At 43.7% G+C, this 21,561-nt stretch carries 21 protein-coding genes; 1 reads left to right on the top strand and 20 read right to left on the bottom strand.

Going from position 1 to position 21,561, the window contains the following annotated elements; all coding sequences use genetic code 11:
• Positions 1-15 precede the first annotated feature (15 nt).
• The 6 genes from AWM68_RS17555 to spoIID all read right to left on the bottom strand — a co-directional run bounded on the left by AWM68_RS17555 (position 16) and on the right by spoIID (position 6,317).
• Positions 16-843 (bottom strand): flagellar hook-basal body protein, encoded by an 828-nt coding sequence (locus AWM68_RS17555; protein ID WP_066244836.1) that lies wholly within the window; start codon positions 841-843, stop codon positions 16-18.
• Positions 844-854: 11 nt separating this feature from the next.
• On the bottom strand, positions 855-1,682 hold the full coding sequence (locus AWM68_RS17550; protein ID WP_066244834.1) for a flagellar hook-basal body protein: 828 nt from the start codon (positions 1,680-1,682) through the stop codon (positions 855-857).
• A gap of 388 nt (positions 1,683-2,070) precedes the next feature.
• Positions 2,071-3,066, bottom strand: a complete 996-nt coding sequence (locus AWM68_RS17545) for a rod shape-determining protein (RefSeq protein WP_066244832.1) — start codon at positions 3,064-3,066, stop codon at positions 2,071-2,073.
• A 203-nt stretch (positions 3,067-3,269) separates the two neighbouring features.
• The gene (gene spoIIID / locus AWM68_RS17540; RefSeq protein WP_007203593.1) at positions 3,270-3,536 is read right to left on the bottom strand and encodes a sporulation transcriptional regulator SpoIIID; all 267 of its coding nucleotides are present in this window, start codon (positions 3,534-3,536) and stop codon (positions 3,270-3,272) included.
• A gap of 599 nt (positions 3,537-4,135) precedes the next feature.
• Positions 4,136-5,074, bottom strand: a complete 939-nt coding sequence (locus AWM68_RS17535; RefSeq protein WP_066244830.1) for a M23 family metallopeptidase — start codon at positions 5,072-5,074, stop codon at positions 4,136-4,138.
• A gap of 202 nt (positions 5,075-5,276) precedes the next feature.
• Complete coding sequence (spoIID, locus tag AWM68_RS17530; RefSeq protein WP_231868448.1) at positions 5,277-6,317, bottom strand: stage II sporulation protein D; 1,041 nt, start codon at positions 6,315-6,317, stop codon at positions 5,277-5,279.
• Between the two features lie 194 nt (positions 6,318-6,511).
• Here spoIID and AWM68_RS17525 point away from each other — a divergent pair, with 194 nt between their 5' ends.
• A complete protein-coding gene (locus tag AWM68_RS17525) occupies positions 6,512-7,126 on the top strand; it encodes an RsiV family protein (protein ID WP_066244827.1) in 615 nt (204 codons plus the stop codon).
• Between the two features lie 50 nt (positions 7,127-7,176).
• Here the strand turns inward: AWM68_RS17525 and AWM68_RS17520 are convergent, their stop codons facing one another.
• From AWM68_RS17520 to AWM68_RS17460, 14 genes are all read right to left on the bottom strand, one after another.
• A complete protein-coding gene (locus tag AWM68_RS17520) occupies positions 7,177-8,847 on the bottom strand; it encodes a M4 family metallopeptidase (protein WP_066244825.1) in 1,671 nt (556 codons plus the stop codon).
• 324 nt (positions 8,848-9,171) lie between these two features.
• Positions 9,172-9,318 carry a lmo0937 family membrane protein gene (locus AWM68_RS21555; RefSeq protein WP_156488444.1) on the bottom strand — a complete coding sequence of 49 codons (147 nt, stop codon included), beginning with the start codon at positions 9,316-9,318 and terminating at the stop codon, positions 9,172-9,174.
• Between the two features lie 424 nt (positions 9,319-9,742).
• A complete protein-coding gene (gene murA, locus AWM68_RS17515; protein WP_066244823.1) occupies positions 9,743-11,056 on the bottom strand; it encodes a UDP-N-acetylglucosamine 1-carboxyvinyltransferase in 1,314 nt (437 codons plus the stop codon).
• 30 nt (positions 11,057-11,086) lie between these two features.
• On the bottom strand, positions 11,087-11,833 hold the full coding sequence (locus AWM68_RS17510) for a YwmB family TATA-box binding protein (protein ID WP_066244821.1): 747 nt from the start codon (positions 11,831-11,833) through the stop codon (positions 11,087-11,089).
• A 107-nt stretch (positions 11,834-11,940) separates the two neighbouring features.
• Positions 11,941-12,174 (bottom strand): DUF1146 family protein, encoded by a 234-nt coding sequence (locus tag AWM68_RS17505; RefSeq protein WP_066244820.1) that lies wholly within the window; start codon positions 12,172-12,174, stop codon positions 11,941-11,943.
• A gap of 782 nt (positions 12,175-12,956) precedes the next feature.
• A complete protein-coding gene (gene nuoN, locus AWM68_RS17495) occupies positions 12,957-14,495 on the bottom strand; it encodes an NADH-quinone oxidoreductase subunit NuoN (protein WP_066244818.1) in 1,539 nt (512 codons plus the stop codon).
• Positions 14,496-14,498: 3 nt separating this feature from the next.
• Positions 14,499-16,016, bottom strand: coding sequence for a complex I subunit 4 family protein (locus AWM68_RS17490; RefSeq protein ID WP_066244816.1), 1,518 nt, complete (start codon positions 16,014-16,016; stop codon positions 14,499-14,501).
• Positions 16,013-17,881 carry an NADH-quinone oxidoreductase subunit L gene (nuoL, locus tag AWM68_RS17485; RefSeq protein WP_066244814.1) on the bottom strand — a complete coding sequence of 623 codons (1,869 nt, stop codon included), beginning with the start codon at positions 17,879-17,881 and terminating at the stop codon, positions 16,013-16,015. The genes AWM68_RS17490 and nuoL overlap by 4 nt, the downstream gene beginning before the upstream one ends.
• Before the next feature lie 18 nt (positions 17,882-17,899).
• On the bottom strand, positions 17,900-18,214 hold the full coding sequence (nuoK, locus tag AWM68_RS17480; RefSeq protein ID WP_066244812.1) for an NADH-quinone oxidoreductase subunit NuoK: 315 nt from the start codon (positions 18,212-18,214) through the stop codon (positions 17,900-17,902).
• Positions 18,211-18,723 carry an NADH-quinone oxidoreductase subunit J gene (locus AWM68_RS17475; protein WP_066244810.1) on the bottom strand — a complete coding sequence of 171 codons (513 nt, stop codon included), beginning with the start codon at positions 18,721-18,723 and terminating at the stop codon, positions 18,211-18,213. Before AWM68_RS17475 ends, nuoK begins: the two co-directional genes overlap by 4 nt.
• Positions 18,720-19,139, bottom strand: coding sequence for an NADH-quinone oxidoreductase subunit NuoI (gene nuoI, locus AWM68_RS17470; protein WP_066244809.1), 420 nt, complete (start codon positions 19,137-19,139; stop codon positions 18,720-18,722). The genes AWM68_RS17475 and nuoI overlap by 4 nt, the downstream gene beginning before the upstream one ends.
• 67 nt (positions 19,140-19,206) lie before the next feature.
• Complete coding sequence (locus AWM68_RS21550) at positions 19,207-19,350, bottom strand: hypothetical protein (protein WP_156488443.1); 144 nt, start codon at positions 19,348-19,350, stop codon at positions 19,207-19,209.
• Between the two features lie 110 nt (positions 19,351-19,460).
• Complete coding sequence (gene nuoH / locus AWM68_RS17465; protein ID WP_066244806.1) at positions 19,461-20,462, bottom strand: NADH-quinone oxidoreductase subunit NuoH; 1,002 nt, start codon at positions 20,460-20,462, stop codon at positions 19,461-19,463.
• The gene (locus AWM68_RS17460; RefSeq protein WP_066244804.1) at positions 20,459-21,559 is read right to left on the bottom strand and encodes an NADH-quinone oxidoreductase subunit D; all 1,101 of its coding nucleotides are present in this window, start codon (positions 21,557-21,559) and stop codon (positions 20,459-20,461) included. The genes nuoH and AWM68_RS17460 overlap by 4 nt, the downstream gene beginning before the upstream one ends.
• Positions 21,560-21,561: the final 2 nt, after the last annotated feature.

Raw genomic sequence — 21,561 nt, 5'->3', positions numbered from 1 at the left:
ACAAACCTACCTCATTTAGCGAAGCCCGTTTACTAACCCCATCATCTGGTCAGCAATTGTAAGAGAACGCGCATTAAATTGATAAGAACGTTGTGTCTGAATCAGTTCCGTCATCTCATTTGAAATATTAACATTTGAGGATTCAAGTGCACCTTGCTGAACGATATTACCGGCCCCAGCATTTACTTCCTCTATGAGTTGATTTAACGGTATGTTTTCTGGCGCTTGTAAGTTCTGCCCAACGGATAGCATCAGCTGAGGCCGAATCATATTCACAATCGCCAGCTGTCCTGATTCAACAACTGCTCCATTATTTAACGTTACCGAAACTTGGCCGTTTTGTCCAATAGTAATTTTACTATGGTCAGCTGGAATCGTGATTGGTCCATCTGTACCCATCACTTTACTGCCATCTGATGTCACAAGTTCCAACTCATCAGGGTTCCCTGCTGAAGGCGAAAAGTAGAAAGCACCGTCCCTTGTAAATTGCAGCGATTCATTTCCGTTATTGTCGACTCCGGCAATCTGAAAATAAAAGCTAGGCTGTGTAAGTGCTGCATCAAGCGAGCGTCCTGTCTCTTGCAGCGTGCCCGCTTCCATACTTATTGCTGTAGACGAAACACGCGCTCCGCTTCCAAGTCGGATTCCGTTCGGCGTTAACCGGCCAGCTTCTGTCGGTTCTAGTGCTTCACTTCTAATTTGCTGAAAAAGTATGTCCGAAAACTGCGCTTCTCGTCTTTTATAACCGTTCGTTGTGCTGTTTGCCATATTATTGGAGATGGTATCCAGCTTATGCTGTAGCTGGCCCATCGTAACAGCTGCTGAAATCATAGACTGATTCATATTTATTCCCCCTAACCGATCCTGCCAATTTCATTTGCTGCTTTTTCCATCGTTCGATCATACGCTTGCAGTACTTTCTGATTCGCCTCAAACGCTCGGTAAGCCGTCAGCATCTCTGTCATCGTCTGTTCCGTGTTCACGTTTGATCGCTCGACAAACCCTTGCTGCAGGTTGTAAGTGATGGCTGGGTTTCCGATCGCACTGGCCGCATTGCCATCAAGCCTGAACAACCCTGTACCCTCTTTTACAAGATTGTTCGAGTTCGCGATGTACGCCACATCTATTTGACCCGCTGCGGCACCATTATCCATAACTGTACCGTCTTTGTTCACCGAAAAATTATCGCTTGTAACTGTAATCGGACTGCCATCTGTTCCGAGCACGTAATAGCCTTCAGATGTAACAAGATTTCCTTCTGCATCGACGGAAAAATGGCCGTTTCTCGTAAAACGCTCTTCGCCATTTACATTTAATCGGAAAAAGAGTCCGCCGGGAGTTCCGCTTTCTGGGTCAGCAGGCACTTGACCCTGCAAGAGCGCAACGTCGGTTTTGATCCCCGTTTCACGCATATCCCCCTGCAGGAAATTTGGCGTCGTCTCTTGCACATAAACGCCAGTTGATAGCGTGGCTGGCCCGATTGAGTAGTTATTCGGAATTTTTTTCCCGTTTAATTCGGTCTCCCCCATATGCTGAAGCAGCATCGTCGGGAACGTACGCAGACTCGCATTGTCCGCTTTATATCCAGGTGTATTGGCATTTGCCATATTGTTTGTTAAAATTTCTTGTTTGCGCTGCTGTGCCAGCATTCCGGCGGCAGCATTATAAAAGCCTCTTAACACGGAGTATTCCTCCTGCACTTGTAATCTGGACACAATATGTCTCATCCGTTTTATCGACAGATTTTTACATTTATTAATAGAATTCTGCGAAAATAATGAGATTCCTTTTTCATGATGAGGAATTTGTCTCAGAGATGGGGAAAATCAGGAGTTAAGAGGCGGTGGAGATGGGACATTTTGTCGAAAAGCCTTTAAATAAATTTGAAGGACTATAAATTTTTTTGAAGGACTATAAAATAGTTTCAAGGGACTATAAAAGGTTTTTTAAGGCCTAGAAATTTCGATTTAGGGCCTAGAAGTTGTTTCCGATGCCAAATATACCTTACTAACCTTAGTCTTACTTCATACAAAAACAAAATGCCACCCTATTCGGGCGGCATTTTCTTCATTAAAACACTTTTCGTTTTGCGATTTTATCCATATGTTCAAGCATTAAGCCTGTTCCGTTCGCTACAGCTCTCATCGGCTCTTCTGCAATCAGCACAGGTACTTTTAACTCGTCGGCAAACAATCGGTCGATACCGTGAAGAAGTGCTCCTCCACCTGTCAGCATGATGCCGCGGTCGATGATGTCAGCAGAAAGTTCAGGCGGTGTCTTTTCCAACACGCTTTTCGCCGCTTGGACGATTACCATAACAGGCTCCATCAACGCTTTTTGAATCTCTTTTGAACCGACCGTAATGGTGCGAGGCAATCCGGATACCATATCGCGGCCGCGGATCTCGAGTTCTTCGTCACGCTCGTAAACGGTCGCGACGTTTAATTTAATGTTTTCAGCGGTACGTTCCCCGATCAACAGCTTGTACTCTTTCTTTATGTACTGAAGAATCTCTGTATCGAACTTGTCCCCAGCCATTTTAATAGAAGAGGAGGTGACGATATCGCCCATGCTCAAGACCGCAATGTCAGTTGTGCCACCACCGATGTCAACAACCATATTGCCGCTTGGCTGGAAGATATCCATCCCCGCCCCTATTGCAGCCACTTTCGGCTCTTCTTCAAGAAAAATATGCTTTGCACCGCACTTTTGCGCAGCTTCTCTAATGGCTTTTTGTTCAACAGACGTAATGTTCGTTGGTGTACAGATTAAGATTCTAGGCTTGGCAAACACGCCCTTCACTTTAATTTTGTTAATAAAGTGTTTCAGCATTTGCTCTGTTACTTCAAAGTCAGCGATAACTCCGTCTTTTAGCGGACGGATCGCCACAATGTTTCCTGGTGTACGGCCTACCATACGGCGGGCTTCTTCACCTACAGCGAGTGCTTTTCCGGTATTCGTGTCGATCGCCACAACAGATGGCTCATCGAGCACAATTCCTTTTCCTTTTACATAAATCAATACATTAGCGGTACCAAGGTCAATTCCAACGTCCCTTGAAAACATGTTATATCCTCCCTGTTAACATCCATACAATATAATGACATTTTTAGTAAAAAATCGAAGTTCTATCCAATTTATCATTATATCACAAGTATGTCGAACAAGGTTAAATATTGTCAAAAAATAATTATTGGACGTCAGACCTATATGGCACATAATGTTTTAAGTGTTTTTCGTGTCAAATTGCATCCCTATCTATCGCGGACTTACTGAACAACTTCCTCTGTGCCTTTTTTGTACTTCACACGCGTCGCTTCTCCACCTCTCAAGTGGCGGATGGACTTATGGTATTCGAGGATTTCTTTTACGTTATTTGCAAGATCCGGATTGATTTCAGGCAGTCGCTCGGTGAGGTCTTTATGCACCGTGCTTTTGGAAACCCCGAATTCTTTTGCGATCATGCGGACTGTTTTTCTTGTCTCCACGATATACCGTCCTATCTTGATGGTTCGCTCTTTGATGTAATCGTGCACACCACTCGCCTCCCTAAAATGGATGTGAGAGATGCGATAGAGACTTCTATGAACAAGCTACGTGACAAGTTTTGTTGTCATCTTCGGCTTATAAGTATTGCTTCCATTCCCCTTTTTCCACCGCAGCCATAGTACGATTTCTCACCGCTCACCCTCAATTGAATTATTGTAGGTTTTGTAACATCTTATTAACCAAGTTTTCGTTATATGCCTAAATCTCAACTGGGACAAGGGGAAATGTCCATTTTCTTGGAAAAATGTGCTTAAACAAGTGAAAAATTTAATAGCGGAAGCACTATTTTGAGGTCTGGGTATTACGTTTATGCGTTTTACGGTACGTGTTTCTTTATCTGTTACACGTTCGCTCAATCGAGGACACTTTTCGCTCAATCGATAGTGAGTTTCGCTCAATGCATGCGTCGTTTCGCTCAATAAGTAGCTCGTTTCGCGCAATGAGACCCTCTTTTCGCTCACAAGGTCTATTTTTTAGGATTTATCATCAGGTATTGGGAAGGTTTTCGCTTACATATGTAGCAGTAATCAAACAATCATTGAAAAGAGCTGCCTCGGCTTTATCCGAAACAGCTTTTTTATGAAAATTATTCGTTAGCACCAGAATCGTCGGCTTGTGCGCCAGTGTCTTCTGCTGATTGAGATGATGATTCTTGTTCACGGTTGGCATCTTTGCCATCTTTCGTGTCTTTTGAGTCTTTCGTATCTTTGCCGCCTTTATCGTCGGCTTTTGGTGCTGGCTTTTCTTCTTGTTTACCAGGCTTTTGCTCTTCTGCTTTTTTCTGCTCTTCAGCAGCTTTCTTCTCTTCTGCTTTCTTCATCTCTTTACGAGAATTATCAACAGATGCTGCCAGCTGAGCAACAGATTGATCCCAAGCCATTACTGGGTCAACTGCTTCTCCGTCTTTACGAACTTCGAAGTGTGCGTGGATCTTTGCATCTTTATCGTATGCATTTTCACCAGCTTGTCCTAGAACAGCGCCCTGTTTCACTTGGTCACCCTGTTTAACAGATACAGAAGCAAGTGATGAGTAGTGCGTTACAACACCTTTATCATGCTCTACTTCTACTACGAATCCTAGTGCAGGGTCTTTTGCTACTTTTACAACGTTTCCGCTTAATGCTGCTGTTACATCGAACGCTTTGTTGTTAGCAGTCGCTAAGTCGATTCCGCGGTTTTGGTAGTAAATATTGTTATAGAATACGAGTGCTGCTTCTTGCTCTTGAGCTGTAGCGTCTGGACTAAAGAAATCTTTCACTACTTCAATGGCTTCAGGGTCAGCGACTGGCATTTGGAATTGTTCTTTTGTTAATGAAACGGGTACTGCTGCTCCATTGTCTTCTAACGCGCTTTTTGGAGTATTATTTTTCTCCACATTTTTCGCATCGTTTTGATACCATAGAACAGATGTTAAAATGACTGCTGCAAAACTAAGATATACTGCCGGATAAACCCAACGTTTTTTCATAGCACTCTTACCTTTCATCGGTATTGTTTTTTTGGTTTGTTTTTCTTCTTCTTTCATTTTTCATCACCTCAGCAACAAGTTTGAACAGAATTCTGAAAATATATACTTTAGCATTCTATTTTTTATAAAATTCTTTTCGACAATACAAAAAACCGCATCATGCTTAGAGCACAATGCGGTTGAGATATGGTTAAATTGAGTTGAATGAAATTGTAGGGGGTCTGTCCCCGGGACAGACCCCCTACAATTTACACACAATTTACTGAGGCTGATAAGCGAGGCCTTTGTCAGCGATCGGCTTATAATCAGTGATCTCAATTCCTTTATAATAATAGTGAACGATCTCTTTGTACGTCTTGCCCTCTTTCGCCATTCCGTTCGCTCCGTATTGGCTCAGTCCCACTCCGTGTCCGTAGCCGCGCGTCGTAATGCTGACCTGCTTACCTTTTTTCTCCATTTGGAAATCTGTTGAACGCAGCTCCAGCTTTTCTCTTATCTCTTTTCCGGTAAACTCTTTTTTACCGATCAAGAGTTTCCCGATTCGTTTCCCGCTCGTTGTTTCGACGACTTTTCCGATCTTACCGTTCTTTGAAAGTGAAACACCGAGTTTTTGTTCTACCGTACTCACTGGAAGCTGAATGGTCTCCGTGTATTTTGGTGATTCTTCTTTATCCCACGGACTTTCAACACTTCTTAAATACGGGTATTTGTTTTTCCAATAGTCTTCAGAATTAACTGTAAACCCATTGCTCGTGGAGAAGAAACTTGCTTGGATGGGGTCTCCTTCATAGGTTAGAATCTGTCCTTTTGTTTCAGAGACCGCTTTGATGATTTTTTCTATTTTTTCGTCAAAATCATCTTCCCAAAGGGTTTCTAGCTCCTTGTTTCCTTTATACACCTGATGCATTACGGTGTCTGACACAACGGCTCCTTCTGGCAAACTATCATCTTTTCCTCGGTTTAATAGGGCTTTTACAATAAAGGTTCTTGCTGTTAATGCTTGTGCTTTCAGTGCTTCGAGCTCAAAGTTTGCTGGCATTTCAGATGCGACCACACCTGCCACATACTCTTCTAAAGGGATGTTCTCGACCGTATCCATGGACTTTCTGAAAACAGGGACGACAATGTCTGAGTGAGGAATTTCCAAAGCTAGCATTCTCTCAGACGGATGCACTGCTTTCTCTTCTTTCCATTCAGGAGGTGCTGACGAAAATGGTAGTACGAGTATCGTGGGAAGCAGGACGATGATAGCGACAAAAATAGCTAGAATCCAGATCAGCGGCTTGATTTTTACATTCACGTTCCAATGCCCTCCTATATTGTTTTCTACCATACAACTTATACAAAAAAGCCGGGCTTTAGAACTTGAAACTAGCATTTTTACAATTGAAATGTGCTGTTCTTATTCCAGATTTACAAGTTTTGCTTCAGAGACTGAGACAGACCATTCTCAGCATAAAATGAAGAGATGATCAGCGCGAAGGGGTGAACAGCATGGACAGTTTTCAGCCGCCTGTATTGGTCCGAACGCTTACGTATGCACCTGGCAACATTAAGATCTATTATCCGCAGATCGAAGGACGCATCAATCCGCGTATTCAGCAACAGGTCAATCAGCAGATCATCCAGATCAATCAGCAGCTTCAGCAAATGCAAAACCCTGAAGCTCGCCCAGGTATGTACGGAGAATTTGCTGTAAAAACAAACGAGCAAAACATTTTGAGCATTGGTTTTCTAAACTATGCTTATACGCCTATGGCCGCTCACGGCATGACGTATATTAAATCAGAGACGTGGGACCTTACAACGGGCAGAACCTATCAGTTGAAGGATCTATTTAAACCTGGCGCAAACTATGTTGAAGTGTTGAATCGCCTTATAAAAGTTCAAATCAAATCGCGGCAGATCGATACGCTTGAACCCTTTAAATCCATCAGCCCCAACCAAGATTATTACATTGCCGATAAAGCACTCGTGATCTATTTTCAGCTTTATGACCTAACGGCATATGCGTACGGTTTTCCGATGTTTCCGATCTCTGTTTTTGACTTACAAAACATCATTGATGAAAATGGTCCCCTTGGAAAATTGGCGGTGAATGGATTGTAATGGCTCAAAAAAACCCCGATCTTCAAAGATCAGGGTTTCTTCATTATGATTTAGTTTACGCCAATTGCGTCGTATGATTTTTTAACCGCTGCTACTTCAGCAGATGTAGCACCGTAAAGGTCTGATGCCGCTTGAACAAGAGCTGCTCGTGCTTGGCTGAAGTTAGAAGAAGCCGTTAAGTAGACCGTATTCGCTCTATAATAGATCGCTCCTACTTTTTCGTTGCCGATCGCCGGAACCGTTACACCGTAATGTGTTCCGCCAACTGCCAGCAAGTAAGCCGCTTTGTTGATGATACCGCTGTTGATGTGTACGCCGCCATTGTCACTTGTTCCTGTGTAGCGAACAGAATAGTGGTCAGGATCGCCATACTTTGTAGGATCACTCATCGAACGAAGAGCATCACCTGCTTTATTTGGCGTGTAGATGTCTTCACCGATCTCATAATCAGGGTTGTTGTTCGCATGGTGCTCAACTAGCGTTCCAAAGATATCGGATAACGATTCGTTCAGCGCACCTGATTCGTTTTGATAGATCAGGTCAGATGAAAAGTCTGTTACAGCATGCGTCAATTCATGCGCTACAACATCCAGCCCACCTGATAACGAAACGAATGTTGTTCCGTCTCCATCACCGTAAACCATCTGCTGGCCGTTCCAGAACGCGTTGTTGTAGTTGCGGCCGTAGTGAACCGTTGATTTTAGAGCAGCTCCCTTATTGTCATAGGAATTGCGGTTGAAGACAGATTTATAATAATCGTATGTTGCTCCTGCATAATAGTGAGCATCTACAGCAGCTCTGTCGTATGCTGCGTTGAACTGGTTGTCCGCATCAGCCCAAAGCTTTCCTGGTAGCTGCTGACGATTTTGCCCATCGTATGTAAATACGCCGCCACCTCTTGTGTTATCTTGCAAGTAGTATGTTCCGCTAGATAATAATGTGTTTAGCGTTTTAGAATCACCCAATACACCTGTTCCAGAACCAACAGCGTTTGTTCCAACTAATGAACCACCACCGCCTGTTGGAGGTGCTTTCGTATCGCCATGCGCCTCGTCTAAATCATTGTAAGAGTTTAGAATCTTACCCGATACAGCATCTACAAAATAGTTGTAGTTGCCCGGCTTAGGAGATAAGAAGTTAAGGTTTACTAAGTATGCATATGCCGCTTGATGTCCCTCCGTATAAACAACGAGATCAGACGTTGGATCTGCTTCATATTCAGGTGTAAAGCCTAAGTCTTTAACTGCAGCTGCTACCGCTTTAGAAGCAGAAATCTTTTTGCCAAAACCTAATCCAGGCTTGTCCTGCAGATTAGGAACCACTGTTCCAGAGAATACAACAAGCTCGCCTTGATCATTTACGTGAGCCACTTGAGTGGATCCCCAAACAGGAACTCCTTTATATGTTTGCTGAAGGCGAACCAACTGTCTGCCTAACTCGTCTTTTGTCACAGACTTAACTGTGAATGCCTCTTCCGCTTTTTGACTTCCTAACTTAAATGTATTTGACTCTTTTTGAAGATAAGACATAACCACTTCTTTTGCAGATTTTGAAGATGCCTCTGTTAATTTACCTGATACAAAAGATGGTGTACCCGTTAAGCTATTGAACTGCTTTGTTGATAGCACATTAACTGGTGCTTCTGCATTAGCTTGTCCTGCTGCTAATGGACTCACCGCAAGACCAAGTGCTAAACCCCATACTGACAACTGCTTTTTCATACCCTTCCAATCCCCTTTGCTTTCATAAATTTTAAAGCCAGTGGATTTATATTAGCATCTTTTATTTTATTTTCAAACTATTTTAAAAATTTTGATTATAAGGTACTAATTTAAAGTATTTTTTCAATAAAATGGGTGTTTTTTACTAAAAATTACAAATCATTGTAAATATTGATCATGCATGCTCTTGTCTCTGCTTCAAGGTGGTTTCGCTTTCGAGGGGTGGACGGGGTCTTTCTCTGTGACATCATCTATTACAAGTCTCGCACCTAACCGGTTAATGGCAACAAAAAAGCCGGCAATCTCAGCCGACTTTTTCTAAAGCTATTTTGTTTTCCTGCCTTTTATAAAGTTTAATACAAAGACGATCAATGCGATGACGAGTAAGATATGAATAATACCGCCTGCTACTTTAAAGATGACACCTAATAACCAGAGAACGACTAATATCCCGATAATGGTCCAAAGCATGAGCTCGACATCCTTCCTAAGAAAAATTGATATGTTTAGTTATAGGTATAGATTTCCCGAACAGCATATTGAATAAACTATTTCACTTTAAAACTTTTTTCAGGGTGTTGATCGTACAGAGTCATGCATTTATGTCGGTGAACTTGAGCACCTTACTCGGCAAAATGTTGGTGACGCGCAGCGCAGGCTTGTTTACGCGCAGATTAAGCTGAGTTGCACGCGGTTGAGTCGCATTTGCACGCATTAAATCACCTTTTACGCGCACCTTTGTCTAATTCGCACGCACATCTGTATTTCAGTCTCATTTTCCGTCATCATTTTATACAAAAAGTCACGTTTTAGTTTCATATATGTCGCCAACACATCAAAAAAGCTGACTCCAAAGGTACATTAAGCACCTTGAAGTCAGCTTTCTCTGTATAAATTAAGCTAAATTACTTTTTAATGATTGCTCTTCATTTACAGGTGTTGTCTTCACATCTTCGTTCACACGCTCGATGTCAGCACCTAATGCAGCCAGTTTTCCAGTAAAATCAACATATCCACGGTCGATGTGCTTGAGTTCCGTTACACGTGTGTAACCGTCTGCGACAAGCCCAGCAAGTACCAAAGCAGCACCTGCGCGAAGGTCAGTTGAAGCTACCTCAGCACCTTGCAGATTTACAGGTCCGTTGATTACGGAAGAACGGCCTTCAATTTTAATATCACCATTCATACGGCGGAATTCTTCCACGTGCATGAAGCGGTTTTCAAATACAGTTTCCGTGATTACGCTTGTTCCGTTTGCACGAAGCAATAGCGCCATCATTTGCGACTGAAGATCAGTCGGGAATCCTGGATGTGGCATGGTTTTAATATCAACAGGCTTTAATTCACGAGGTCCGCGAACACGAAGTCCGTTTCCTTCTTCTTGAATGTGTACACCCATCTCTTCCATTTTTGCAATTAAAGGACGCAGGTGTTCAGCGATTGCATTCTCGATCAATACGTCGCCTTCTGTGATAGCTGCTGCTACCATGTACGTTCCTGCTTCAATACGGTCTGGAACTACAGTATGCTCAGCACCAACAAGCTCTTCAGCACCGACGATACGGATTGTACCAGTTCCTGCACCGATCACTGTTGCACCCATTGCATTCAAGTAGTTAGCTAGACACACGATTTCTGGTTCTTTTGCTGCGTTTTCAATAATTGTTGTTCCTTCAGCAAGTGTTGCGGCCATCATGATGTTCTCAGTAGCACCTACACTTGGGAAGTCTAAATAAATCTTCGCACCTTGCAGACGGCCATCAATCTTTGCTTCGATAAAACCGTTCCCGATTTTAACTGAAGCTCCCATCGCTTCAAATCCTTTTAGATGCTGGTCGATCGGACGTGACCCAATTGCGCAGCCTCCAGGAAGTGCGATACGAGATAGTCCAACACGAGCAAGCAACGGTCCCATAACGAGGAATGATGCTCTCATTTTACGGACATACTCAAATGGTGCTTCTGTTTTTAATTCACTTGTAGCATCGACAGAAATTTCTCCATTATTAAATGCTACATCAATATTTAAATAACGTAATACTTCGTTAATCGTAAACACATCAGCAAGGGCTGGCACATCTTTAATCGTGCTCTTTCCTTGACTCGCTAAAATGGATGCTGCGATGACAGGAAGTACGGCATTCTTAGCTCCTTCAACTCGAACAGAGCCTTCTAACCGCCTACCACCACGGACAATGATTTTTTCCAACGATATTCCCCTCCGCGTCCAATTTGTATATTAATATTCAGACGTAATTATTGGTGTGCCAATTGTGACAGTAGTTTCACTGCCCAATCCTTCAGTTCGCAGTGCAACCTGAAGATTCATTTTATGTTGATGACCGGTATAAATCGCTTGTTCCCACTGCTCAGTATATGCAGAAAGCGACACAAACGTCTCTTCTTTTAGTTCCTCTACAGAAACACCAGAAAAGGCGCGTACCAATTCATTTGCTTGCGAATACAAATCAACCACAATTCTATCACCGTATGTACCGGTAACACAAGAGAAAATTTTGGGATTTCCTCCTACTGATTGTTCAACACGGCGATCAATCAGGTTCTGGATTTCTTTCCAATTTTGAGTTGTATTTACAAGTCCTTCAACCGCATAAATAAAATACGATGCAGATTGATCTTTTTGGGGGTATGTAATGATGGTCATTTTCTCTGAAACCCCGATGTCATTACGTTCAAATGACCCGTTCATTTTATAATGTCCGGCTTCATCTTCTGTTACCGCCCAGTCAAATTCAGGATAATTACGTTTAAGCTCTTCTGCTTGTTTTAAATACCCTAGTCCTTTAGATGTAAAACCTGTTTGACCACGAAAATACATCGTCCATTTGTCAGGTTTAACGCCCTTGTCCTTTAAAACGTCTATTATATGTGTAACTTCATTTGTTTTTTCGTCTGTTTTTGCATATCCAGAAGTAATCATAACTGTAAGCAAAATCGCTGTAATCGTCATTGTCCATTTTTTCATTCCCCAGCACATCCTCTCTATTTCTCATTGTTGCCAAAGAGACAGAGGATATCCGTGGAAGTTGTAGTCATATTCCGACAATTCCGTTTTTGGTTAACGCTTCTACATTACCCAAATAACTGGCTGAGATTAGTGGAATACTGTAAATATTTCAGAAAAAAATCGCTCGCTATACTCGCAAGACTGATCACTAGCAGTATGTATAACACTCTAGCTTGCATGACCTTTCCTTTTTTGATCCATTTATCAAAGTGGATTGCCTGCAATGCCCACCAAGCAATAACGAGAAACAATAGATGTACGATGATATGTAATAAAGCTTGTTGTCCGATTGGAATCATAAAAACGTCTGACCTCCTCATTACATATTTCGACATATTAAGCATAAATCTTTCCAGTGAATTTAGATAGATACTTTTTCCCTAGTTACTTCTTTTGAAAGCCCTTTCTTTCAAGAAGTTCAAAAAGTTGTAACGACTATTATCTGTAAAAAAGTTTAGACAGTCGTCTCATATTCATTAGACGAATGAAAACATAAGAAGTTACGGTAGTTTCGACTCATTTTTGGAGGGGATTTTTGAAGTTTGTTGGAAGTTTGAAAGGATGTATTTTTCAGAGGGATAACCGGATTGTTATCCAGCTGGAGCGGACAGGAAAAGCAGCAACTGAATGGCGGCCAAATTATATTCACGATAATCACAATATATTCACGTTAATCTCAATAATTTCACGTTAGCACCCCATCTATTCACGTTAATCTCAATAATTTCACGTTAGCTGATTTTCACCCAAAATTACATTTAAAAAAGCTCATTAAGGTTCCTATTTTTAGCGAACCCCAATGAGCTGATTTTAACCCGAAGCTTACATAAGTTTTTTTCATTTACTTCTTTGACAAGTTGATTGGAGTGTAAGATGCGAGACTCCTCGAAAATTGAACTTCAAATTTTCTTCGTGCGATGCGTCGCTGCCGTAGACTTCCTTGTCCTGCGGGACAGGTGGGCAGGTGAGACACTTATACGTGAAACGTACAAATGTGGCTCACCGCCTGCCCCGCGGAAAGCGAGTATCTGGAACGGAAATCAACCACTTTCACATGCTACAAATAGAGGCGAATAAAGCATCAATGATCATGCGTATGAACTTCGGTTTCAATCTGCATAAAGAATTCGTTTACGTCAAAATTTCCGTAAAAGAAATCCAGTGCGAGATCTGGCATAATACCTAAAATTAGTACGGATGCGGCACAGAACGCCAGCACCGCTGCCATACTTCCAGGAACAGAAACCCTCTTTCCTTCGCTATCTCCATCCCGGAAAAACATGATTGCAATGATATTAAAGTAGTAAACATAAGATACGAGCGTTGTTGCCATCATTACAGCTGCAAGCCAATAATGAGCGGGTTCTAATCCAAGCGCGCCCATAAAGATTCCGAACTTCCCGATAAAACCAGCCGTCACAGGGATTCCCGCAAGTGACAAGACAAAGAAGGTCATCGGAACAGCAAGCCATGGTGAACGCTTGAACAATCCGCGGAAAACACCGATATCGTTCGAACCTTCCTGACTCGTTAACAATTGAATGACGGTAAACGCTCCAATATTCATAAACAAGTAAGCCAACAGATAGAACCAGATCAGTTCAAACAATAATGACGAATTTGAAACGAACGGCACTAAAATGTAACCAGCTTGAGCGATAGAAGAATATGCAAACATTCGTTTAATGTTTCGTTGTCTGAGCGCTGTCACATTACCGATGATCATGGTTGCTGCCGCTAAAATCATGACGTACGGCTGAACTTGCAATAAAAGCGGTTCACTGCCGATCCCAGGTGCCGCGATAAAGGTGATGATGATCACACGCAGCAAGATCACAAAGCCTGCTGTTTTCGATACGACACTTAAGAAAGCCGTTACAGGAACAGGTGCCCCTTCATAAACATCCGGTGCCCACATGTGAAGGGGAGCAGCTGCGATTTTAAATGTTAAACCGGCAAATGTGATGATAAATGCAAAGACGATCAAGAAGCTGTGCTTTAACAGTTCAACGTTCCCCATGTTTTCGGCAATTCTGAACAGGTTCGTTTCACCTGTCAGCCCGAAAATATAGCTCATTCCAAATAAAGTGATGGCCGTTGCAATTCCGCCTGAAACGACATACTTAAACGCTGATTCGTTGCTGCGCTTATTTTTCCGCTCAAGCCCCGCCATAATGTAAGAAGATAGAGAAAGAAGCTCCAGCCCGACGAACAATGTGATCAGATCCGCACTTGAAGCCATCACCATGGCTCCTAATAATGCGGCAAGCAGTAAATAATAGAACTCACCGCGGTTTTCTTCTACGTCTTCTTTTTTATAATTGGACGCTAAGACAAGCACAAGCAATGTTCCTAATAATAGAAGGATCTTAAAGGCTTTTGAAAACGAGTCGAGTCTATACGTGTCATAAAGAATCGACGTTACGTCTTGATCGAGCTGCATGAAAATGGCGACGAGAGAAGCCAAAACTCCCGCTCCTGCAAGCCAAGCCAGAGGTTTTCTGCTCGACTCCCTTTTCATGAAAAGATCGATGATGGATAACAATGTAGCTGTGCCAAGAATAATAAATTCAGGAGACATCACGCCCCACTCAAAAGAAAACAATGTATCTAAATCCATGACTTAGCCCCCTAACCCTAGCAGAATGACATCTAATGTTGGACGGAGCATATCACTTAACCAAGCAGGATAGATTCCGATAAACAAAATCGCCGCGAGCAAGATAAATGCCGGAATGCGTTCTGTTGAAGAGAGATCACGTGCATTCGGTAACTCTTTTTCAGCCCCAAACGTGATGGCTAAGACCGCTCGCAAGACGTAGACTGCTGTTAGTATCAACCCTAGTGTTCCGATAGCGGCTAGCACCGGCATCTTCTCAAACAATCCTAAAAACGCCATAAATTCGCTTATGAAGCCTGACATTCCCGGAAGACCTAATGAAGCGAGACCTCCAGCGAGCATGACACCTGCGAAGATCGGCATCTTTTTTGCCACTCCTCCGAAATCTTTCAGATTAGAAGAGCCCGCTCGTTCATACAGAACCCCCACTAAGAAAAACAACAGCGCGGAGATCAATCCGTGAGAGACGACTTGGAATACGGCTCCCGTCATCCCTGCTTCGTTTACCGAGGCAAGCCCGATGAGCACGATTCCCATGTGAGAGACGGATGAATAAGCTAACACGCGTTTTACATCTCTTTGTGTTATGGCTAAAAACGCTCCGTAAAGCAGGTTGATCACACCGAACAATCCGATTACAAACGCGAGCGACTTAAACTGATCGGGAAAAAGTCCTGCACCGAATACGATTAAACCGTACGCCCCAATTTTTAAAAGAATGCCTGAGTGGATCATTACAATCGGAGGCGGCGCTTGAACGTGGACCCTAACCATCCATGAATGCAGCGGTGCCACAGGCAGCTTAACCGCAAACGCAACGAGGAGCGCGATCAGCATCCCCATCTTAAAATTCTTCGTTATATTCAGCTGGTTCAGCTCAGATTGCGGAAGAGAGAACGTGTAAGCGAGCTGCTCAAAGTTCATCGTTCCCGTCTTCATGAACATCGTTACAAACGCGATAAGGAGAATCGCGGAACCCACTCCGTTATAGATCAAAAAGCTGTATGCCGCTTTTTCTTTTTCTAGATAACCCCATCGTCCGATTAAGAAAAACATCGGAATAAGGGTAATCTCAAAGAAAATAAAGAATAAGAATAAATTTTGTGCGGCAAAAACGCCAAGCATACCTATCTCTAGCAAAAAGAACAAAATAAAGTAACTTTTCCAGTCCTTTTTTATCGAGAACGACGCAATGGCGGCGAGCACACTCACAACTGATGTTAAAAGGATGAGAACCATCGATAGGCCGTTCACACCAACTTCATAAAAGATCGGATAGCTTACATCCCCCTTTGATTGAAAGACTTCGTAAGATACCCATTGAAATTTCTCAGCTAGCTGAAGACCTTCACCTGACATTTGAAAAGCTGACAGCGTAACAAGTGCTGTACCTAGCGGTAATAGCGTTCCTAAGATCCCGATCCATTTAATAGACTTCTCATCATGAGAAGGGGTAAACAAAAGGACGAGCACACCTAGCAAAGGGGAGAAAATCAAGATGGATAGAAGATAGGTGTTCATGAGAAATACCCCCCTGTTAATGCGACGATCAGCAAAAGAATGACGATGCCAAAGATAGCGAACGTTCCATAGGATTGAACCTGGCCGTTTTGAAGCCTTGAGCCGATCTTGCTTAATCCTTGCACGCCACTCACAACAGCCGCAACAAGTCCGTCGACTACATATTTATCAAATAAAATCCCTAGCTTGCTCAAGCCCTTCGTTCCTTTTACAAAAGTGGCGTCATACCCTTCATCAACGTACCACTTGTTGTAGATCACATCGCTGAGACCTGGCAATGAGCGCGTCATCCAGTCTCGAGATAATGCCCCTCTTCGATAGATCAGATAAGCGAGAGCAATTCCTAAAAGAGATGCCGCTGTTGCGACGATCGGGATCCATCCTGGCCCGTGATGCTCGGCATGCGGCAGTTCAACAGGACCTCGTGCCAAGTAATCAGATAAAAAAGTGCCGAACCATGTTGTGTTCAGATAACCCGCAACAACTGCCAAAACACCTAGGACGATCATCGGCAGTGTCATCACACCTGGTGATTCATGCACACCACTCTGATCGCCGCGCGGTTTTCCTGTAAACACAAGGAAAAATAAGCGGAACATATAGAACGCCGTCATGAACGCAGCAACGACTGCGAGCCAAAACAGTCCGTACTTTCCATCGGCATACGTGCTTGCTAGGATTTCGTCTTTTGAAAAGAATCCGGATAACAATGGAACACCTGAAATGGCAAGTGCACCGATCAAAAAGAGCGGTCCTGTCACGCGAAGCTTTTTCCAAAGCCCGCCCATCTCTTCGATGTTTTGTGTATGTACAGCATGTATCACACTTCCAGCTGCTAGAAACAGCAGTGCTTTAAAGAATGCATGTGTGGTTAAGTGGAAGATGCCAGCCACATAGCCTGAGGCACCGAGTGCGAGCATCATGTACCCTAACTGGCTGACGGTTGAATACGCTAAAACGCGTTTGATGTCTTTTTGCATGAGACCGATTGACGCCGCAAAAATGGCAGTCACTCCGCCTACAACAGCCACAACCGTTAACGCTGTTTCAGATGCTTGAAAGAGCGGGTACATCGCAGCGACCAAATAAACCCCTGCCGCTACCATCGTAGCCGCATGGATCAGTGCCGAAACAGGTGTCGGACCTTCCATCGCGTCAGGCAGCCACGTATGAAGCGGAAGCTGACCAGATTTACCGATCGCTCCAACAAAGATACATAGAGCTGTAAGTGTCAGCATGCCTGATGAGATATCACCATTTTTTACAGAAGCAAAAATCTCGTCATATTCAAAACTGCCAACCTGCCAAAATAGTAAAACCATTCCGATAAACAGACCAACGTCCCCAATCCGGGTCATCACGAAAGCTTTTTTTGCAGCGGCTTTCGCTTCAGGCTTAAAATAATAGAACCCGATTAATAGAAATGAGCCTAGCCCTACCAGCTCCCAAAACATATAGAGCTGTAATAGATTCGGAGAAAGAACGAGTCCGAGCATTGCAAACGAGAACAATCCTAAATACGCAAAAAATACAGGAAACCGTTCATCACCATGCATGTACCCTTTTGAGTACAGATGCACAAGAAAACTAACAAGTGACACGATAACAAGCATGAGTGCATTAAGCGGATTTACTTCATAGCCCATGGTGATGGCGCGCTCACCGATTTGAAACCAAGTGCCTTCTACTTTAATGAAGTCACCTTGCCATACCGCAAGCCATACCCCAACAGACAACACGAGCGAAATTCCAGTTAACAGCACCCCGATCCAAGCAGTGCTCTCACTTTTTGATTTTCTCAAAATGAGCAATAAAATGAAGGATAAAAGCGGGAACAACGGTATAAGCCAACTACTCTGCAACATGATCGTCCATCTCCTTCCTTATCGCTTCATCGTGTCCATCTCATCCACATTTACCGTCTGTCTGTTGCGGTATAGTGCAATGAGAATCGCAAGTCCGACTGCCGCTTCTGCTGCGGCCACCGTTATGGTAAACAGCGAGAAAATTTGACCAGTAAGCCCAGGGTTGATTGAGTATTTAGCAAAAGCAACCAAGTTTATATTTACGGCATTCAGCATCAATTCAATAGAAATGAGTACAATTACCGCATTTCGCTTTGTTAGTGCACCAAACAAGCCGATGCAAAAAAGGATCAAGGCAAGCATCAAGTAAGCTGCTAATGGAATAGAGCTCATTTTTTTGCCTCCTTTTCATCGTCATCCCGTTTGGCAAGGATAATCGAACCAATCAATGCGACGAGCAGCAGCACAGATGTTAGCTCAAACGGAATAACATAATGAGAATACAGTTCGATCCCGATCTTTTTCGTGTTATCGATATGAAGTTCTGCGTTCTGCTGTCCAAAATCAAGGTCTTTGATCTTGCCGTACATGATCAGAAAGAAAAGACCAATCGCAAGCCCTGTTAAGATGACCTTTAAACGAGGGAGCTTCTTTTCTTTTTCCTGGTGACGGGTCAGCATGATTCCGAACAGCATGATAATCGTAATCGCTCCTGAATAAATGAGCACTTGTACGACGGCAACGAACTCGGCCGATAGTGTAACGTAAATACCGGCAATGGCAATAAACGTAAAGATAAGGGCAACAACCATGTGTACGACATTTGTTAGGTTAATAAGAAGAACACCGCCGGCAATGGCTGTTAGGGCAAGAAAGAAAAAAGCGATCATTTCACCGGTCATGCTTTGTTCTCCTTTCTGACATTCTCATCGTTTTCATCGAGCCACTCGAGGTTTTTGAAAAGCTCATCCCGGCTGTATTCCGCAAGCTCAAACTGATTGGTCATGACGATCGCTTCAGTCGGACAAACTTCTGTACACAAATCGCACAAGATGCAGATTTCAAAATTAATGTCGTACGTATCGATGATTTTCCCTTTTTTTGCAGGATCAGGATGTGGCTTCCCTGTTAACTGGATGCAGTCGGTCGGGCAGATCTGTGCGCATTGGTTGCACACGATACACTTTTCTGGGTAAAACTTTTGGATGCCTCGGAAACGGTCAGGCATCTGGATTGGCACGTCTGGATAGCTTGTCGTGACGTTTTGCTTTGTCAGGTTTTTGACCGTATAGCTTAAACCTTTTACAAGACCTTTCATCCTGAGATCACGCTCCTTATGCGTTGGTCTTTCTATTGATTGAGCTTTATTTGTTGTAAAAACATTTTTAAAGTGATTGTGCTTTGTCGTTTGTGAAAGTGTTGATCTCCGCTCCAGGTGCTCGCTTTCCGCGGGGCAGGCGGTGAGCCACATTCGGACGTTTCACTCTTAAGTGTCTCACCTGACCGCCAGTCCCGCAGGAGTCTCGCACCTTGCACTCCAATCAACTAGTCAATGAAGTTATAGACAAAACCTTGATTGTAAGGAAATTTGCCTCAATCACCTTTACCTTTATATAGTAAGCAATATCTAAAGACCGTTTTATAAGAAAAGTTCCTTAACTGCTGCACTTACGAAAATGTTCAGCAAGGCTAGCGGCAGCAGGACTTTCCAGGCGAAGCCCATCAGCTGATCGGCGCGGAGGCGCGGAAGAGTTCCGCGAATCCAGATCATGAAAAACACGACGATGCTAAATTTAACGCCAAACCACAAGGCTCCTGGTATGAAACCTAAAAACGGAATCGGGTTCCAGCCTCCTAGGAACAGAACGGTTGTGAGCGACGCCATCGCAAACAGATACACATACTCTGTTAGCATGAAGAACGCCCAGCGAAACCCTGAGTACTCAACGTGATAACCGGCAACGAGCTCTGACTCTGCTTCTGGCAAGTCGAACGGCGTACGGTTTAACTCGGCGATCGAGGAGATCAAGAATACGAAAAATCCGATCGGCGTTAAAAAGATGTATGCGATATTTTCTTGTCCTCTCACGATGTCGTTTAAGTTCAGGCTTCCGGCAAATAGGATAACCCCGACTACCGAGATGACAAGCGGAATTTCGTATGAAATCATCTGCGCTGCAGCACGCATGCCGCCAAGCAGCGAGTACTTATTATTAGATGCCCAGCCGCCCATCAAGATGCCGATCGTTGAGAGCCCTGAAACAGCCACGTAATACAGAAGGCCGACACTAAGGTCAGCAAACTGCAAATTTTCCGAGAACGGAATCGTCGCGAGCACCATGAACGCTGGCGCGAACGCGATAACCGGCGCCAATATGAAGAGCGGTCGGTCAGCAAGCTTCGGGATCGTATCTTCTTTTATTAAAAGTTTAAAAACATCAGCAACGGTCTGAAGAAGTCCAAATCGTCCTCCAACCCGGTTCGGTCCTGTGCGCATCTGCATAAATCCGAGCACTTTTCGCTCTGCTAAGATCGCGTATGTTACGAAGCCTAGCACGGTCATGAGCAGTGCTGCACCGAGCGCAAAGAAAATGGCCACATGTGTCCAGCCTGGCTGGGCGTATAAAAGATCCTCCATCAGCCATCAACCTCCCCGAGAACAATATCAATCCCGCCTAAGATGGTAATCAAGTTGGAGATGTTTTCACCGACTAAAAGCTTTGGCAGAATCTGAAGGTTATAAAAAGAGGGCCTGCGGAACTTTAGGCGGTAAGGTTCTTTTTTTCCTTCTGATGCAATATAGCATCCGATTTCTCCACGTGGAGACTCAATACGTACAAACGCTTCTCCTTTAGGTGGCTTGATGATCCTTGGCACTTTTGCCATCACTGGACCTTCTGCCGGAAACTGTTCCACCGCTTGTTCTAAAATCTTGAGTGATTCTTCAATTTCCTGCATGCGGCACTGATAGCGCGCCCATGCATCACCAGTATGAAAGACCGGAATATCAAAATCGAATCGTTCATAGATGGAATAGGGTTCATCTTTTCTTAGATCCCAATTGGTACCCGTGCATCTTAAGTTTGCTCCGCTCAAACTATAGTTCAGTGCTTCTTCTTTTGTGTAAAAACCGATTCCTTTTACACGGTTTAAGAAAATTTCGTTTCCTGTAACAAGGTCGTGATAACCTGCGAGCTCTTCTCTCATATACGGAACAAAATCTCGGACCTTCTCGATCCAGCCATCTGGCGCATCCCATTTCACACCGCCTACACGCATGTAGTTAAACGTAAGGCGTGCTCCGCAAATCTCGTTCAACATATTGATGATCGCTTCACGTTCACGAAAAGCATATAGGAAAGGACTCATCGCCCCAATATCCAAGAGATAGGTACCGAACCATACGAGATGGCTCGCAATTCGGCCGAGCTCCATCACGATTACACGCAAATACTCCGCTCGTTCAGGAATCTCAAGGCTCATCATCGTTTCAACCGCGTGACAGATCACATAGTTGTTTGTCATAGCCGCTAGGTAATCCATTCGGTCGGTGTACGGAATGATCTGGGTATACTGAAGGTTTTCCGCTAGCTTTTCCGTACCTCTATGGAGGTAGCCGATAACCGGTGTTGCTTCGATGATGGTTTCTCCGTCAATTTTCAGCACGATCCGGAACACGCCGTGTGTACTCGGATGCTGAGGTCCAACGTTGAGGAGCATCTCTTCTGTTCTGATCAATG

It is taken from the genome of Fictibacillus phosphorivorans (assembly GCF_001619875.1).
Classification (GTDB): Bacteria; Bacillota; Bacilli; order Bacillales; family Fictibacillaceae; genus Fictibacillus; species Fictibacillus phosphorivorans_B.
This window is presented reverse-complemented; position numbering and strand designations above follow the sequence as displayed.